This is a genomic window from Pseudomonas putida, from assembly GCA_041879295.1.
GTDB classification, from domain to species: Bacteria; Pseudomonadota; Gammaproteobacteria; order Pseudomonadales; family Pseudomonadaceae; genus Aquipseudomonas; species Aquipseudomonas putida_Y.
Genome location: CP047152.1, coordinates 4,776,864 through 4,792,438, shown reverse-complemented (window position 1 = coordinate 4,792,438; position 15,575 = coordinate 4,776,864). Strand labels below are relative to the sequence as shown.

Genomic DNA, 15,575 nt, shown 5'->3' with positions numbered 1-15,575 from the left:
TATTATTGTAATCTCGAAAACGCCCGGACCCCGTCATGACGCGCAAAATCGCCGGCCTCCCGCTCAGCTATCGCCTGGCCGTGACATCCCGTAGCTTCGCCGCGCTGCTGGGCGGTTATCTGCTGGCGTCCCTCGCGAGCGTCTGTATTGCCTTGCTGGCCCCACTGCCAAAGGTCGATGCCACGCTCATCGGCCTGCTGCTGTCGTTCGTCTTCTACCTGCTGGCGTTCATCTGGTGTTTTGCCTGCCGCAGCGCCTTTCGCGCCTGGTTGGGCGTATTGGCGCCAAGCCTGCTGCTGAGCGTGATCAGCGGCGTTGCCTACTGGATGAAAAACGCATGAAAGAAGGCTTCCGCCAGGCCATGGCCTGGCTGCACACCTGGACTGGCCTGATCTTCGGCTGGCTGTTGTTCGCCATCTTCCTTACCGGCACGCTGTCGTACTTCAAGGAAGAAATCACTCATTGGTCACAGCCTGAAGTACGCAGCCATGCTTTGGACCCGATCAATAGCCTGGCAGTCGCTCAACGTTACCTGCAGGACAATGCAGGGCATTCGAGTACCTGGTTCATTCGCATGCCGAACGAACGGGAGGCCGCCTTGAGTGTGGGCTACCGCGACCCCAGTGGCGGCCCGCGTGGCTTCGTCAGAAAAACCCTCGATACCCAGACCGGCCAGCCGGTGGAAGCACGTGACAGCCGCGGTGGTGAGTTCTTCTACCGCTTCCACTTCCAGCTTCAGATGCCTTACCCGGTTGGCCGTTGGCTATCGACGTTCTGCGCGTTCATCATGCTGCTGGGGTTGGTCACCGGCATCATTACCCACAAGAAGATCTTCAAGGAGTTCTTCACCTTCCGCCCTGGCAAGGGGCAGCGCTCCTGGCTGGACGGGCACAACGCCATCGGCGTGCTGGTGCTGCCGTTCCACCTGATGATCAGCTACAGCAGCCTGGTGCTGTTCATGTACATGGTGATGCCGGCGGGCATCATGGCCAGCTACGGCAGTGACACCGGCAAATACTTCAATGACCTGTTTGGCCGCAATGATGCGCCCAAGGCGGCCCAGGTGGCCACGCCGCTGGTAGCGCTGCCGAGCCTTTACGGCAAGGTGCAGGAGCTGCAGCCGGGGGCGCGTATCGGCAACATCCAGGTGCAGAACCCGGGCGACAGCAATGCCCGCGTCACCTTCACGCAATCGGCAGCCGACCACGTGGCTTATCGGCGTAGCGCCAACTGGACATTCGATGGGGCCAGTGGTGCGCTGTTGAGCCAGGGCAAGCCAGAGAGCGGGCTAATGATGACCGCCTTCAGTTTCGCCGGCCTGCACATGGGTAACTTCGCCGGGCCTTGGCTGCGCTGGCTGTATTTCTTCTTTGGCGTGGCCGGTACTGCGGTGATTGGTACCGGGTTGGTCATGTGGTTGGGCAAGCGCCAGCTTAAGCACGCCAAGAGCGGAGCTGTGCCAGGTGAGCTGCGCCTGGTCGAAGTGCTCAATATGGCCAGCATGAGCGGCTTGTTGCTGGCGGTGGCGAGCTTCTTCTGGGCCAACCGCCTGGTGCCCATGGCTGTCGAAGGTCGGGCCGACTGGGAGGTGAATGCTTTCTTCATCGCCTGGGGCCTGTCGCTGGTGCACGCCGTGCTGCGTAGCGGGCGCAAGGCCTGGGGCGAGCAACTGGCGCTGGGTGCGCTGGCCTTCGCCCTGCTGCCGTTGCTCAATGGCCTGACGACGGACCGGGGCTTGAACCATTCGGTACTGGAGGGCGACTGGGCCATGGCCGGCTTCGACCTGACAGCCCTGGGGACCGGCCTGTTTCTGGCTTGGCTGGCCCGCAAGATGCTGGCCAGCCCCACGCCTGTAGCCAAGCGCGCGGCGCGTACGACAAAAAAGCCGAGCATTGAAACGGTGGGGGTGAGCTGATGCTGGGTAACGCACTGATCGCCTTTGCAGGCTTCGTTGCGCTGTGCCTGGCGATGGAAAAGCACTTCAGCGACTTGCTCGGGCGCAAGCCGCACCCCCGCCACTTGCACCTGTTGCGTGTTGCAGGTTGGCTGCTGTTGATGCTGTCGCTGGTGTTCAGCGTGCACCAGCGTGGCTGGGCCCTCGGCTTGGTGGAGTGGACCGCGGTGATGATGGCCGGGGTAACTCTGTGGGTGTTCGGCCTGCCGTACCAGCCTCGTCTGCTGCTGGGCCTGGCCGCCGTCAGCGTGGTGCTGGGCCCGATGCTCGCCGTGCTTGCCGTGTGACCCCCGTGAGCGAGCCAAGGGATATCATCGAGCCTGACGCTGACAGCGCAGGCGGGCGTGCACGTTTCGTCCAGGTGTTCCAGGCCCAGCGTGCGCGTATGGAGGCGTTGGTAAGTCGTCGGGTCGGCTGCCGCGCCACCGCTTCGGACTTGGTCCAGGAGTTGTTCCTGCGTTTCTGGCGTCGCCCCGAGGTCAAGGTCGAGTCGCTGGACACTTACCTGCTGCGTTGCGCTGGCAACCTGGCCATAGACCACCTGCGCAGCGAGAGTAGCCGCGAACGCGTGGCCGAAGCGGCTGTGCCGGTGAGCGAGGCGAGCCTGGCCCAGGCCCCTGAGCAGGCCGTGGAGGTCGACCACGACTTGCAGCGTATCGAGGCCACCTTGCGTGCCTTGCCCGAGCGCACCCGGCAGATCTTCCTGCTCAACCGCATTCACGGCTGCAAGTACAGCGAGATCGCCAAAGCCATGCAGCTGTCACAGAGCGCCGTGGAAAAGCATATGATGCGCGCCCTTGAAGCGTGCAAGGCGAGTGTTGCCGAGCCCGCGTCCACCCCACGCCGGCCAGGGAGCGCCCGTCGATGAGCCGTTTACCGCCGATCACTGAGGCGCAGTTTCAGGCCGCCCTGCAATGGCTCAGCCGGATCAACGAGCAACCCGGGCAAGCCGAAGGGGCGGCATTCAAGCGCTGGTTGCTGGCCGACCCCGCGCACCGCGCAGCTTATGAACAGGCCCAGGTGCTGTGGCAGAAAAGCGCCGCCCCGGCGGCGCGGCTGGCGGACGAAGAACAGGACGCCCTGCAGCGCTACCTCGATGCCATGGCCAGACCACCGGCGCGTGGCGGCTGGCGGCGGGTGGCACGGCTGGCGTTGGCAGCCTGCCTGGTGCTGGCAGTGGGCGTCGCAGGTGGTTGGCACCCGGGGTACTGGTTGCAGGACCTGCAGGCGGACTACAGCAGTGCCGGGCAGATCCGCCAGGTGACCTTGGCCGATCAGTCGCAGGTGACGCTTGATGCAGGTAGCGCCATTGCGGTCGATTTCGCCCAGGGTGAGCGCCGTGTGCGGTTGCTGCATGGTGCGGCGTTCTTCGAGGTTACCCATACCGGTGAGCCGTTCCTGGTGGAAGCTGCCGGCGGTGAAGTGCGGGTGCTCGGCACCCAGTTCGAGGTGCGTGCGCAGGGCGAGGGTGCCCAGGTGACGGTGCGCAGTGGGCGTGTGGGCGTCAGCCCCGCGCAGGGCACTTTGGTGCGAGAACTGACAGCCAACCAGCAGGTGACCTACCGCGCAGGCAGGGTAGGCGACACCTTGGCGGTGGACAGTGACAACCGCCTGGCCTGGCGCCAGGGGTGGCTGAACTATTACCAGGTACCGCTGGCGCAGGTGATCGAAGACCTTGGGCGTTATTACCCAGGGCGCATCCTGTTGCTCGATGGTGACCTGGGGCAGCGCAAGGTCAGCGGCAGCTTCCCGGTGGCCGAGCCGCTGCTGGCGCTGGATTCGCTGGGCAAGGTGATGGGTTTCTCACGGCAGACCGTGTTGGGGCGTTTGACCCTGGTTCGGTAGTTGCCTGTGCCAGCCTCTTCACGGGTAAACCCGCCCCTACAGCGTTGCGCGCCCCCTGTAGGAGCGGGTTTACCCGCGAAGAGGCCGGCACAGCAAAAATATTTCCAGGCACAGGTGAGGTAACAGCACGTGGTATCCGTGTAATGAGTGAAAGTGCGATTGATTCGCAATAATCACCCCTCACAGGTCAGCGTCCATGAAGTTCTCCCCGCGTTGCGTCCCTCTCTGGTTCGGCCTTGCTGCGCTCCCGGCCTTCGCTGTCGCCCCCTTGGCAAGCGCGGCCGAGCAGCTGCAGGCCTATACCTTCGCCCAGCCGGCCCAACCCTTGGCCCAGGCTCTGAACGCCTTCAGCCGTACCGCTGGCCAGAGCGTGGTCTACACCCTCGAGCTGCCGGGCGTGCAAGCGCCGGCGCTGAATGGTCGGTTCAGCGCCGAGCAGGCGCTGCAACAACTGCTGGGCAATGCTGGGCTGGCCTGGCGCCGCGTCGACGCACGTACCTTGACGCTCGAACCTGCAGACACCTCCGGAGCCCTCAACCTGCAGGCCACCACCGTGACCTCGCAACTGGACGACTACAGCTATCAGCCACCGGCCAGCGCTTCGATCATGCGCGGGCAGGGACCGAGCCAGGACATCCCTCAGGCAATCAACGTGGTACCGGCCCAGGTCATCCGCGACCAGGCCCCGCGCAACCTCGATGACGCCCTGGCCAACGTCAGCGGCATTACCCAGGGCAACAACTTCGGCGGCACATCCGACACGGTGATGAAACGTGGCTTCGGCGACAACCGCGACGGCTCGATCATGCGCGATGGCATGCCCGTGGTGCAGGGTCGCAACCTCAATGCCAGCACCGAGCGGGTCGAAGTGCTCAAGGGGCCTGCCTCGCTGCTGTACGGTATCCAGGACCCGGGTGGGGTCATCAACGTGGTCAGCAAGCGTCCGCAGTTGCAGCAGTACAACGCCCTGACCGTGCGCGGCTCGACCTATGGCAGCGGCAAGAACGGCAGTGGTGGCGGGCTCGACAGCACGGGCGCACTGGGCGACAGCAACTTCGCCTACCGCCTGATCGTCGACCACGAAGACGAAGACTACTGGCGCAACTACGGCGTGCACCGCGAATCGCTGGTGGCGCCGTCGCTGGCCTGGCTGGGCGAAGACACCCAGGTGGTGCTGGCCTACGAGCACCGTGAATTTCTCTACCCCTTCGACCGTGGCACCGCGTTCGGCAACAACGGCCACCCGCTGAATATCCCCGCCACACGCCGACTGGACGAGCCGTTCAACGACATGGAAGGGCGCTCCGACCTGTATCGCCTGGAAGTCGACCATCAACTGGCCGATGACTGGAAGCTGCACTTCGGCTACAGCTTCAATCGTGAGACCTACGATGCCAGCCAGGTTCGCGTGACCGGCGTCAACGAAACCCAAGGCACGCTGACACGCAGCATCGACGGCACCCACAATGCCATGAGCCGTGACCAGTTCGTGACCCTGAGCCTCAATGGCAATGTCGAGCTGGCGGGGATGCAGCATGACCTGCTGTTCGGCATCGACCATGAAGACCGCAAGATCTTTCGCGGTGACCTGATCCGCCAGACACCGCAGTCCACGTTCAGTTATCTGGACCCGGTCTACGGACAGGAAGTGGAGGGTTCCAACGTACGCGCCAGCGACAGCGACCAGACCGACAAGCTGCGCACCGATGCGCTGTTCGTGCAGGACGCGCTGCACCTCGATGACCACTGGATCCTTGTAGCAGGAACCCGCTTCCAGCAGTACGACCAGTACGCTGGCCGCGGTCGCCCGTTCAAGGCCAATACCGACAGCAGTGGCCAGGCCTGGGTACCTCACGCCGGTATCGTTTACAAAGTCGACGACCAGCTCTCGTTCTATGGCAGCTACAGCGAGTCGTTCAAGCCCAACTCGACCATCGCGCCGCTGACCGGCAATGTTGTGCTCGACGCCTCGGTGGCACCTGAGGAGGGCAAGGCGTGGGAGCTGGGCGCCAAGCTCGACATGCCGGGCCGTATCACGGGCACCCTGGCGTTGTTCGATATCACCAAACGCAATGTGCTGGTTTCGAATATTGACGCCATTACCCGCGAGACGGTCTACAGCAATGCGGGTGAGGTCAGTTCACGCGGTGTGGAGCTCGACGTGACCGGCCAGCTCAGCGAGCGCTGGAGCCTGATCGGCAGCTATGCATTGACCGATGCCAAGGTAACCAAGGACCCTGATCTTCAGGGCAACCGCCTGCAGAACGTGGCCCGGCACAGTGGCTCGCTGTCGGCGGTGTATGACTTTGGCAGCCTGTTCGGGGGGGACCGGCTGCGCTTCGGTGCCGGGGCACGTTATGTAGGCGAGCGTTCGGGTAACTCGACCAACACCTTCGACCTGCCAAGCTATACCGTTGCCGATGCGTTTGCCACCTACGAGACCCAACTCGACGAACACAACGTGCGCCTGCAATTGAACGTGAAGAACCTGTTCGACAAGGTGTATTACAGCTCGGCGGTGAACCAGTACTTTGTGGCGGTCGGCGATGCGCGGCAGGTAAGTTTGTCGAGCACCTTCGAGTTCTAGGTCATCGGGGGCCGCAGAGCGGACCCGGTTTCAGATGACAAAGGCGCTGCGGTATTCGCCAGGTGTGGCACCCAGGGCCTGCCGAAACCGGTTGCTGAAATGGCTGGCACTGGCAAACCCGCACAACAAGGCAATCTCCCCCAGGGGTAACACGCCCAGCCGCAACAGCTGGCATGCCCGGTGCAGCCGCCGGGCCAGCAGATACTGGTGCGGCGGGAGCCCAAAGCTGGCGCGGAACATGCGCGCGAAGTGGTATTCGGACAAGTTGCAGCGCAGCGCCAGCTCGCCCAGGGTGATGGGCTGGTCCAGGTGTGCCTCGATGTAGTCTGCCAGTTGCCGGCGCAGGTTTGGCGCCAGCCCGCCTTTCAGGCGCAGGCCGTGGCGCAACCCGACCTGGCTGAGCAGCGCATGGTCAACGATCTCGTGCGCCAGGCTGCTGGCCAGCAGGCGCTCGCCGGGTTCGCCCCAATCCAGCTGGATCAATTGACGAAAGCGTGCAGCCTGCTGCGGGTCGTCCAGAAAGGTTGCTTCCTGCAATTGCAGTTCGCGCGGTTCCCGGTCGAGCAGACGCACACAGCCCAAGGCGAACTGCGCCTCGCTGACATACAGGTGCGCCAGGCGGATCGCGCCATTGACGACCCAGTTCGATTCCTGCCCGGCCGGCATCACGCACAGCTTGTCGGGTGCACCTTTGTCGGCCGGGCGCTGGCGGCGGAAAGTGCCGGTGCCGTCGGCGATGTAGCACGACAGGGTGTGATGGCTGGGTGCCTGGTAGTCGCGGGCATCGTCACGGTTGCTCCACAACGCCGCCGCCAGGCCGTCGCCCAGGTGTGCGCTCAGCTCCAGCCTGGCGTGGGGCGAGGCATGCATGGCGTTGAACACTTGCAACTGGTTGAGTGGCGTCATTGGCGGGTCCTCTTGCCAGCCATCCTACTGTGCACTGGAGCGAGTGACATCTACCGGTGCAAGAAAAGCGCAAGTTTATGCAAGCAGCCAGAGGCCGATCGAAAGAACACTGGTGATCCCTGTAGGAGCGGGTTTACCCGCGAAGCGCCGGGCACCGATCTCCAAAGGCCCAAGGAACTGCCGCCATGAACCTGTCACTCTATCTGCTCACCGTCCTGATCTGGGGCACCACCTGGATCGCCCTGAAACTCCAGCTAGGCGTGGTCGCGATCCCGGTGTCGATCGTCTACCGCTTCGCCCTGGCTGGCCTGATCCTGTTTGCTTTCCTGTTGTTGACCCGTCGGCTGCAACCCATGAACCGCCGGGGCCACCAGATCTGCCTGGCCCAGGGCCTGTGCCTGTTCTGCGTCAACTTCATCTGCTTCCTCAGCGCCAGCCAGTGGATCGCCAGCGGCCTGATCGCGGTGGTGTTCTCAACCGCCACACTGTGGAACGCGCTTAACGCCCGAATTTTCTTCGGCCAGAAAATCGCCACCAATGTACTTGCCGGTGGTGCCTTGGGCCTGCTTGGCCTGGGCCTGCTGTTCTGGCCGGAGCTCTCGCATCACGCAGCCAGCCGCGAAACCCTGTACGGCCTTGGCTTGGCCCTGTTGGGCACGCTGTGCTTCTCGGCCGGCAACATGCTGTCGAGCATGCAGCAGAAGGCCGGGCTCAAGCCGATGACTACCAATGCCTGGGGCATGGTCTATGGGGCGGTGATGCTGGCGGTGTTCTGTGTGGTCAGCGGCGTGCCGTTCAGCATGGAGTGGAATGCGCGCTACATCGGTTCGCTGCTGTACCTGGTGGTGCCGGGGTCGGTGATTGCCTTCACTGCCTACCTGACCCTAGTCGGGCGTATGGGGCCGGAGCGGGCAGCTTACTGCACGGTACTGTTCCCCTTGGTGGCGTTGAATGTGTCGGCGGTGGCAGAGGGTTACCAGTGGACGGCGCCGGCCTTGCTCGGCTTGGTGGCGGTGATGGCGGGGAATGTGCTGGTGTTTCGCAAGCCCCGGGCCAGGGGGGCTGAGGGTGTTGTGGTCGCCAAATAGGTGATGGGTTGCCTGGGCCGGCCCTTTCGCGGGTAAACCCGCTCCTACAGGGCAGTGCGCACCGTTTGGAGCGGGTTTACCCGCGAAGAGGCCAGCACAGGCACTCCAAAACGGTCAGCCCTTCCACACCTGCGGGTTCACCAGGTCCCGCGGCCGCTCGCCCAGCAGCGCCGCACGCAGGTTGTCGATCGCCCGGTTGGCCATGGCCTCACGGGTCTCGGCAGTGGCCGAGCCAATGTGCGGCAAGGTCAGCGCGTTGGGCAGCTTGAACAGCGGCGAATCGCTCAGTGGTTCTTTCTCGTACACGTCCAGGCCTGCGCCGCGAATGGTGCCGTCCTGTAGCGCCTCGATCAGCGCTGCTTCATCCACCACCGGCCCACGGGCAATGTTGATCAGGAACGCACTCGGCTTCATCAGCTTCAGCTCTCGGCTGCTGATCAGTTTGCGGGTGGCTTCGGACAATGGCACCACGATGACCACGAAGTCGGCTTCGGCCAGCAACTGATCCAGGCTGCGGAACTGCGCGCCCAGCTCCTGCTCCAGCGCGGTCTTGCGGCTGTTGCCGCTGTACAGGATCGGCATGTTGAAGCCGAAGCGGCCACGGCGTGCCACTGCTGCACCAATGTTGCCCATGCCGACAATACCCAGGGTCTTGCCATGCACATCACTGCCGAAGTGGGCCGGGCCTACGGTGGCCTGCCAGTTGCCGGCCTTGGTCCAGGCATCCAGCTCGGCGGTGCGGCGGGCGCAGCCCATGATCAGCGAGAAGCCCAGGTCGGCGGTGCTTTCGGTCAGCACGTCAGGCGTGTTGGTCAGTGCGATGCCGCGCTCGTTGAAGTAGTCGAGGTCGTAGTTGTCATAGCCGACCGACACGCTGGACACCACCTCCAGCCTGGCCGCACCCTCAAGCTGGACGCGGCCGAGCTTGCGGCCAACGCCAATCAGGCCATGGGCTTCGGGCAGGGCTTCGTTGAACTGGGCGCTGATGTCGCCGAGCTTGGGGTTGGGCAGGATCACGTTGAAGTCTTGCTGCAGGCGTTCGGCCATGGCCGGGGTGATTCGGCTGAAGGCCAGGACGGTCTTTTTCATCGGGCAACTTCTCTGCAAGGCGGGGTTGGGCTGTGCTGGCCCCTTCGCGGGCAAGCCCGCACCTGCAGGGGGCGCGGTGCCTTGCAGGAGCGGGCTTGCCCGCGAAAGGGGCGGAACAGGCGAAATCAATGGTTAGCAACCTACCATTGTCCGCCCCCGCAATGCAGCAGCTTTTTAGTTGGCGATCAGCACCTGATGGGTTTTCAGGTCTGCCTCATGCGCGGCAAGAATCTCTGGCAGCGAGTTGCGCAGGTACTCTACCCAGGTCTTGATCTTGGCATCCAGATACTGCCGCGATGGATAGATGGCATACAGGTTCAGCTCCTGCAGGCGATATTCGGGCAGCACCCTTACCAGGCTACCGTCCCGCAGGCCCTCGATAGCCGAATAGATCGGCAGCACGCCTACGCCCATGCCACTGCGGATCGCAGTCTTCATGGCATCGGCGGTGTTCACCATGAACGGCGAACTGGTGATGTTGACCATCTCTTGGCCTTCCGGGCCATCGAACAGCCATTTCTCCAGCGGTATGACCGGGCTGACCATGCGCAGGCAGGCGTGCTTGAGTAGGTCGGCAGGCTTGTGCGCCACGCCATGCTGGGCGATGTAGGCGGGCGAGGCACAGACAATGCTGTAGGTGATGCCCAGGCGCTGCGAAACGAACCCTGAGTCGGGCAGTTCGGTGGCCAGCACGATGGAGACGTCGTAACCCTCGTCGAGCAGGTCGGGCACGCGGTTGGCCATGGTCAGGTCGAAGGTCACGTCCGGGTGCGTTTCGCGGTAGCGGGCGATGGCATCGACCACAAAGTGCTGGCCGACCCCGGTCATCGAATGCACCTTCAACTGCCCGGCCGGGCGCGCATGGGCGTCGCTGGCTTCGGCCTCGGCTTCTTCGACGTAGGTAAGAATCTGTTCGCAACGCATCAGGTAGCGCTTGCCGGCTTCGGTCAGCGCAATGCGGCGGGTGGTACGGTTGAGCAGCCTTGTTTGCAGATGGGCTTCCAGGTTGGAGACCGCCCGCGACACGTTCGCGGTGGTCGTATCCAGTTGCGCCGCAGCGGCAGTGAAGCTGCCTAATTGGGCTACGCAACTGAAAGCACGCATGTTTTGCAGGGTGTCCATGGGTCACTCTCGAGGTAGAGGACAAAATTGTGTCACGAAGTAACCTAGAAAAGAGAAAAAGTTGCCTTCGACCAAAGGCGGATTATCGCCGTTTTGGTAACAAAGATTCGCAGGAATCTGCGCTTATCGCCAGTGCTGCCGCCCCCTAGAATTGCTCGGCCTCTTCACTTCTTCCTCGGGAAATCGCAGCTGTGCCGCGTCGCATCATCAGAACGCTCAAGGCGTTCAGTGCCTGTGCCCTTGCCCTCACCTTGAGTGGCTGTATCGGAACCTGGGGCATCGCCCCGCAAAGCAAGACGCTGCAAGCCAATACCTTGACCACCGACGCGGCCATTCGCGAAGCCGCGACCGACGCTCACTGGCCCGACCAGCAGTGGTGGCGCGCTTATGGTGACCCACAGCTGGACCGCTGGATTACCCTGGCCGTTGCCGGTAGCCCAAGCCTGGCCATGGCCGCAGCGCGGGTGCGCGAAGCCAAGGCCATGGCTGGCGTGGTCGAGTCGGCTGAAAAGCTCCAGGCCAACGGCCAAGCTACGCTCAAGCGCCACAACTGGCCGGAAGATCAGTTCTATGGCCCTGGCGCGCTGTCCGGTGCCAACACCTGGGACAACAACGCTGCCATCGGCTTTAGCTACGCCCTCGACTTGTGGGGCCGTGAACGCAATGCCAGCGAGCAGGCCGTGGACCAGGCGCACATGAGCGTGGCCGAAGCCCGCCAGGCGCAACTGGAGTTGCAGAACAATGTGGTGCGTGCCTACATCCAGCTCAGCCTGCATTTTGCCCAGCGCGATATCGTCAAGGCCGAACTGGAACAGCAGGAGCAGATCCTGGCCCTGGCCAAGCGTCGCCTGGATGCCGGTATCGGCACGCATTTCGAAGTCAGCCAGGCCGAAGCGCCGCTGCCGGAAACCCACCGCCAGCTCGACAGCCTCGACGAAGAAATTGCCCTGACCCGCAACCAACTCGCGGCGCTGGCCGGCAAGGGGCCGGGGGAAGGTGCGCAGTTGCAGCGCCCGGCCCTGGTCTTGGCTGCGCCGCTGAAACTGCCTTCGAGCCTGCCCGCCGAACTGGTCGGCCAGCGGCCTGATGTGGTTGCCAGCCGCTGGCAGGTGGCTGCCCAGGCGCGTGGCATCGACGTCGCTCACGCCGGTTTCTTCCCCAACGTCGACCTGGTCGGCAGCCTGGGCTTCATGGCCACCGGCGGTGGCCCGCTGGAATTCCTCACCGGGCGCAAGTTCAACTACAACGTCGGCCCGGCCATCAGCTTGCCGATCTTTGACGGTGGGCGCCTGCGCTCGCAGTTGGGGGTGGCCTCGGCCGGTTACGACGTAGCCGTGGCGCGCTACAACCAGACGGTGGTCGGCGCACTGAAGAACATCTCCGACCAGTTGATCCGTCGCGAGTCGATGAAAGAGCAGTCGCACTTCGCGGCAGAATCGGTCGCCGCCGCGCAGAAAACCTATGACATTGCCATGGTCGCGTTCCAGCGTGGCCTCACCGACTATCTGAACGTGCTCAACGCCCAGACCTTGCTGTTCCGCCAGCAGCAGGTGCAGCAGCAGGTGCAGGCCGCCCGCCTGATTGCCCATGCCGAGCTGGTCACCGCCCTGGGTGGTGGCCTGCAGGCCGGTCAGGATGCGCCGAAAGAGGAACGCCAGGCCGCACCGAAAACCCCGGCCACCCTGGCCATTTTCGACAAGAAGCCGGATAACGCCGAATGAGCACTTCCAGTTTGCCCGTGCGCTGGCTGCAAAGCCTGGAATGGCGCCGGGGCTTCTTTGCCTGGGCACGCACCGACGGTGTGACCTGGGTGTACATCTTCAAGGTGCTGGCCGCTGCGTTCATCACCTTGTGGCTGGCCATGCGCCTTGAGCTGCCGCAACCGCGTACAGCGATGATCACTGTTTTCATCGTCATGCAGCCGCAAAGCGGGCATGTGTTCGCGAAAAGCTTCTACCGGGTGCTCGGTACCTTGGCGGGTTCGGCGATGATGGTGGCGCTGATCGCCATCTTCCCGCAGAACACCGAGCTGTTTCTGCCCAGCCTGGCCCTGTGGGTGGGCCTGTGCTCGGCCGGTGCCATGCGCTACCGCACCTTCCGCGCCTATGGTTTCGTGCTGGCTGGCTACACCGCAGCGATGATCGGCCTGCCGGTGCTGCAACACCCCGACCAGGCGTTCATGGCAGCGGTATGGCGGGCGCTGGAAATCGCCCTGGGTATTCTGGTGTCGACCTTCGTCAGTGCCGCGATCCTGCCGCAGTCGGCCAGTGCCGCAATGCGTAACGCCCTGTACCAGCGCTTTGGCGTGTTTGCCGGGGTGGTGGTGGAGGCCCTGCGTGGTGATAGCCAAAAGGACCGCTTCGAGAGCAGCAACGTGCGCTTCGTGGCAGAAGCAGTAGGCCTTGAGAGCCTGCGCAACGTCACCGCTTTCGAAGACCCGCACATGCGCCGTCGCAGTGGTCGGCTGGTGCGCATGAACAGCGAGTTCATGGCCATCACCACGCGCTTCAATGCCTTGCACCGCTTGCTGGAGCGCCTGCGTGCCCGTGGCCCGCTGCAGATCGTCAGTGCCATCGAACCGGGCCTGAACACCTTGGTGGAGTTGCTGCAGCCCTATGTGGGCCGGGCGTTGACTGACGCCGATGCGCTGCGCCTGACCCTGGAGCTGGCCGCCTACAAGGAAGGCCTGCAGGCCCAGGTGCGGGGGCTGCGGGCTGAGTACCTGGCAACGGACCCCAGCGAGTCCGACCTGCTTGATTTCCATACCGCGTTCGAACTGCTGTACCGCTTCGTAGACGAGATGTTGAGCTACGCCGAAACCCATGCCTCGCTGGCCGCGCACAAGCACGAACGCGAGCAGTGGGATGAGCCCTACGTGGCGCAGACCAGCTGGCTAGTATCGCTGGCGGCCGGTGTGCGGGCCTCGGCAGTGCTGTTGCTGCTGGGCAGTTACTGGCTGCTCAGCGATTGGCCCAGCGGTGCCATGATGACCCTGATCGCCACGGTCACCGTATGCCTTTCGGCAGCGTCACCCAACCCTAAGCGCATGTCGTTCCAGATGGCTTGCGGCACGGCCATCGGCGCTTTTGTCGGCTTCTTCGAAACCTTCTTCGTGTTCCCCTGGATCGACGGTTTTCCGCTGCTGTGCATGGTACTGGCGCCCGTGTTCATGCTGGGCGCGTTTCTTTCGTCGCGCCCTGCCTATGCCGGTTATGGCATCGGCCTACTGGTGTTCTTCGCGATTGGCTCGGTTCCGAACAACCTCACCGTTTATGACCCGTACACCTTCATAAACGACTACATCGGCATGGTGATTGGCATGTTCGTCTGTGCCGCCGCCGGGGCGATCATCCTGCCGCCCAACAGCCGCTGGCTGTGGAGCCGCCTTGAGCAGGCGTTGCGCGAGCAGGTGCTGTTCGCCATCAGCGGCCGCCTGCGCGGCCTGGGCTCGGCCTTCGAAAGCCGCACCCGCGACCTGCTGCACCAGGCCTATGGCCTGGCGGCCGGCAAGCCGCAGGTGCAGAGCCAGCTGATGGGCTGGATGTTCACCGTGCTGGAGATCGGCCACGCCGTCATCGAGCTGCGCAAGGAGCAAGCACGCGCCCCGGTGCACCCGGCCTATGCCGAGTCGCAGCCGTGGCGCCAGGCAATCCGTGTCATGGGCCGTGCACTGACCCGGCTGTTCCTGCAGCCCAGCGCCAGCAACCACGAACGCGCACTGGTGGCAGTGGACCACGCCATCTCCCGCGTGCAGGCCACCGACGAGCCATTCGCCCGGCACTTCGACACCTCGGTGCTGCGCCGCGTGCAAAGCTACCTGCACTTCATCCGTACTTCCCTGCTGGACCCACAGTCGCCACTGGCACCGGCGAAAGGACTGCACCATGCCCCGTGAAATCGCCTTCCATGGTGTGTACATGCCCACCATGACCTTGATGTTCCTGTTTGCCCTGGGCCTGGCCTGGGGCCTGGACCGGTTCATTGCCAGCCATGATGGCTACCGCTTCTTCTGGCACCCGGCGCTACTGCGCCTGAGCCTGTTCGTCTGCTTGTTCGGCGCCATGGCGCTGACTGTCTACTGGTGAGAATCCTTCGATGAAAAAGTTCTTCAGCCTGATCGCCACCCTCCTGGTGCTGGTCGCTGCCGTGGCCATCGGTCGCCAGTTGTGGCTGCACTACATGACCACGCCCTGGACCCGTGATGGCCGTGTGCGTGCCGACATCATCAACGTCGCTGCCGACGTGCCCGGCTATGTGGTGGATGTACCGGTCAAGGACAACCAGCGGGTGAAGAAGGGCGACCTGCTGATCCAGATCGACCCTGAGCACTATCAGTTGGCGGTCGACCAGGCCAAGGCGCTGGTCGCTTCGCGCAAGGCCACCTGGGAAATGCGCAAGGTCAATGCCAAGCGCCGTGCCGACATGGACAACCTGGTGATCTCCAAGGAGAACCGCGACGACGCCAGCAACATCGCCAACTCCGCCCAGGCTGACTACCAGCAGGCCCTGGCCGAACTGGCTGCTGCCGAACTGAACCTCAAGCGCACCCACATCGTGGCCACGGTGGACGGCTACGTGACCAACCTGAATATCCACAAGGGCGACTATGCGCGTACCGGCGAAGCAGTGATGGCGGTGGTCGACGAGAATTCGTTCTGGGTTTACGGGTTCTTCGAGGAGACCAAGCTGCCGCATGTGAAGGTGGGGGACCAGGCCGAATTGCAGATGATGAGCGGCGAGCGCCTCAATGGGCATGTGGAGAGCATTGCCCGCGGCATCTACGACCGTGACAACCCACAGAGCCGCGAGCTGATCGCCGACGTGAACCCGACCTTCAACTGGGTGCGGCTGGCACAGCGGGTGCCGGTGCGCATTCACATCGATGACGTGCCGGAAGGGTTTTTGCTGGCGGCGGGGACGACCTGTACTGTGGTGGTGAAGCCGAGTTCGCCTTGAGATGCAGGTCGCCAGGCTGATCGAGCGC

The 15,575-nt window shown here is 63.6% G+C and carries 14 protein-coding genes; 11 read left to right on the top strand and 3 right to left on the bottom strand.

All coding sequences use genetic code 11. The features are described from left to right. Nucleotides 1-35 precede the first annotated feature (35 nt). The 6 genes from GST84_21925 to GST84_21900 all read left to right on the top strand — a co-directional run bounded on the left by GST84_21925 (nt 36) and on the right by GST84_21900 (nt 6,386). Entirely contained in the window at nt 36-341 is a 306-nt protein-coding gene (locus GST84_21925) for a DUF3649 domain-containing protein (GenBank protein XGB14855.1), read from the top strand. After that, nucleotides 338-1,915, top strand: a complete 1,578-nt coding sequence (locus tag GST84_21920) for a PepSY domain-containing protein (protein XGB14854.1) — start codon at nt 338-340, stop codon at nt 1,913-1,915. Before GST84_21925 ends, GST84_21920 begins: the two co-directional genes overlap by 4 nt. Further along, nucleotides 1,915-2,241, top strand: a complete 327-nt coding sequence (locus GST84_21915) for a DUF3325 family protein (protein XGB14853.1) — start codon at nt 1,915-1,917, stop codon at nt 2,239-2,241. The genes GST84_21920 and GST84_21915 overlap by 1 nt, the downstream gene beginning before the upstream one ends. Nucleotides 2,242-2,246: 5 nt before the next feature. Next, on the top strand, nt 2,247-2,822 hold the full coding sequence (locus GST84_21910; GenBank protein ID XGB14852.1) for a sigma-70 family RNA polymerase sigma factor: 576 nt from the start codon (nt 2,247-2,249) through the stop codon (nt 2,820-2,822). Continuing rightward, nucleotides 2,819-3,799 carry a DUF4880 domain-containing protein gene (locus GST84_21905; GenBank protein ID XGB14851.1) on the top strand — a complete coding sequence of 327 codons (981 nt, stop codon included), beginning with the start codon at nt 2,819-2,821 and terminating at the stop codon, nt 3,797-3,799. Before GST84_21910 ends, GST84_21905 begins: the two co-directional genes overlap by 4 nt. A 196-nt stretch (nt 3,800-3,995) precedes the next feature. Next, nucleotides 3,996-6,386: a TonB-dependent siderophore receptor gene (locus tag GST84_21900; GenBank protein XGB14850.1), complete on the top strand. Its 2,391-nt coding sequence runs from the start codon at nt 3,996-3,998 to the stop codon at nt 6,384-6,386. 30 nt (nt 6,387-6,416) lie between these two features. Here GST84_21900 and GST84_21895 read toward each other — a convergent pair whose 3' ends face one another. Next, on the bottom strand, nt 6,417-7,292 hold the full coding sequence (locus GST84_21895) for a helix-turn-helix domain-containing protein (GenBank protein ID XGB14849.1): 876 nt from the start codon (nt 7,290-7,292) through the stop codon (nt 6,417-6,419). Nucleotides 7,293-7,477: 185 nt separating this feature from the next. Here GST84_21895 and GST84_21890 point away from each other — a divergent pair, with 185 nt between their 5' ends. Beyond that, complete coding sequence (locus tag GST84_21890; GenBank protein XGB14848.1) at nt 7,478-8,380, top strand: EamA family transporter; 903 nt, start codon at nt 7,478-7,480, stop codon at nt 8,378-8,380. Nucleotides 8,381-8,494: 114 nt separating this feature from the next. On the opposite strand, the gene GST84_21885 is transcribed toward GST84_21890, so the two are convergent. Both GST84_21885 and GST84_21880 read right to left on the bottom strand, forming a co-directional pair. Then, nucleotides 8,495-9,469, bottom strand: a complete 975-nt coding sequence (locus GST84_21885; protein XGB14847.1) for a bifunctional glyoxylate/hydroxypyruvate reductase B — start codon at nt 9,467-9,469, stop codon at nt 8,495-8,497. A 174-nt stretch (nt 9,470-9,643) separates the two neighbouring features. Further along, nucleotides 9,644-10,591, bottom strand: a complete 948-nt coding sequence (locus tag GST84_21880) for a LysR family transcriptional regulator (GenBank protein ID XGB14846.1) — start codon at nt 10,589-10,591, stop codon at nt 9,644-9,646. A gap of 191 nt (nt 10,592-10,782) precedes the next feature. Between GST84_21880 and GST84_21875 the strand changes: the two genes are divergently transcribed. Genes GST84_21875 through GST84_21860 form a run of 4 tightly spaced genes read left to right on the top strand, consistent with a single transcriptional unit; the run spans nt 10,783 to nt 15,547 of the window. After that, nucleotides 10,783-12,312 carry an efflux transporter outer membrane subunit gene (locus tag GST84_21875; GenBank protein ID XGB14845.1) on the top strand — a complete coding sequence of 510 codons (1,530 nt, stop codon included), beginning with the start codon at nt 10,783-10,785 and terminating at the stop codon, nt 12,310-12,312. Next, nucleotides 12,309-14,486: an FUSC family protein gene (locus tag GST84_21870; protein XGB14844.1), complete on the top strand. Its 2,178-nt coding sequence runs from the start codon at nt 12,309-12,311 to the stop codon at nt 14,484-14,486. Before GST84_21875 ends, GST84_21870 begins: the two co-directional genes overlap by 4 nt. Then, entirely contained in the window at nt 14,476-14,676 is a 201-nt protein-coding gene (locus tag GST84_21865) for a DUF1656 domain-containing protein (protein XGB14843.1), read from the top strand. The genes GST84_21870 and GST84_21865 overlap by 11 nt, the downstream gene beginning before the upstream one ends. A gap of 10 nt (nt 14,677-14,686) precedes the next feature. Beyond that, complete coding sequence (locus tag GST84_21860) at nt 14,687-15,547, top strand: efflux RND transporter periplasmic adaptor subunit (GenBank protein ID XGB14842.1); 861 nt, start codon at nt 14,687-14,689, stop codon at nt 15,545-15,547. The last annotated feature ends 28 nt before the right edge of the window (nt 15,548-15,575 follow it).

Coding starts and splice junctions, on each gene's coding strand:
- GST84_21925 (XGB14855.1), top strand. CDS start 36: ATGACGCGCAAAATCGCCGGCCTCCCGCTCAGCTATCGCCTGGCCGTG.
- GST84_21895 (XGB14849.1), bottom strand. CDS start 7,292: ATGACGCCACTCAACCAGTTGCAAGTGTTCAACGCCATGCATGCCTCG.
- GST84_21900 (XGB14850.1), top strand. CDS start 3,996: ATGAAGTTCTCCCCGCGTTGCGTCCCTCTCTGGTTCGGCCTTGCTGCG.
- GST84_21920 (XGB14854.1), top strand. CDS start 338: ATGAAAGAAGGCTTCCGCCAGGCCATGGCCTGGCTGCACACCTGGACT.
- GST84_21870 (XGB14844.1), top strand. CDS start 12,309: ATGAGCACTTCCAGTTTGCCCGTGCGCTGGCTGCAAAGCCTGGAATGG.
- GST84_21865 (XGB14843.1), top strand. CDS start 14,476: ATGCCCCGTGAAATCGCCTTCCATGGTGTGTACATGCCCACCATGACC.
- GST84_21915 (XGB14853.1), top strand. CDS start 1,915: ATGCTGGGTAACGCACTGATCGCCTTTGCAGGCTTCGTTGCGCTGTGC.
- GST84_21905 (XGB14851.1), top strand. CDS start 2,819: ATGAGCCGTTTACCGCCGATCACTGAGGCGCAGTTTCAGGCCGCCCTG.
- GST84_21890 (XGB14848.1), top strand. CDS start 7,478: ATGAACCTGTCACTCTATCTGCTCACCGTCCTGATCTGGGGCACCACC.
- GST84_21860 (XGB14842.1), top strand. CDS start 14,687: ATGAAAAAGTTCTTCAGCCTGATCGCCACCCTCCTGGTGCTGGTCGCT.
- GST84_21885 (XGB14847.1), bottom strand. CDS start 9,469: ATGAAAAAGACCGTCCTGGCCTTCAGCCGAATCACCCCGGCCATGGCC.
- GST84_21880 (XGB14846.1), bottom strand. CDS start 10,591: ATGGACACCCTGCAAAACATGCGTGCTTTCAGTTGCGTAGCCCAATTA.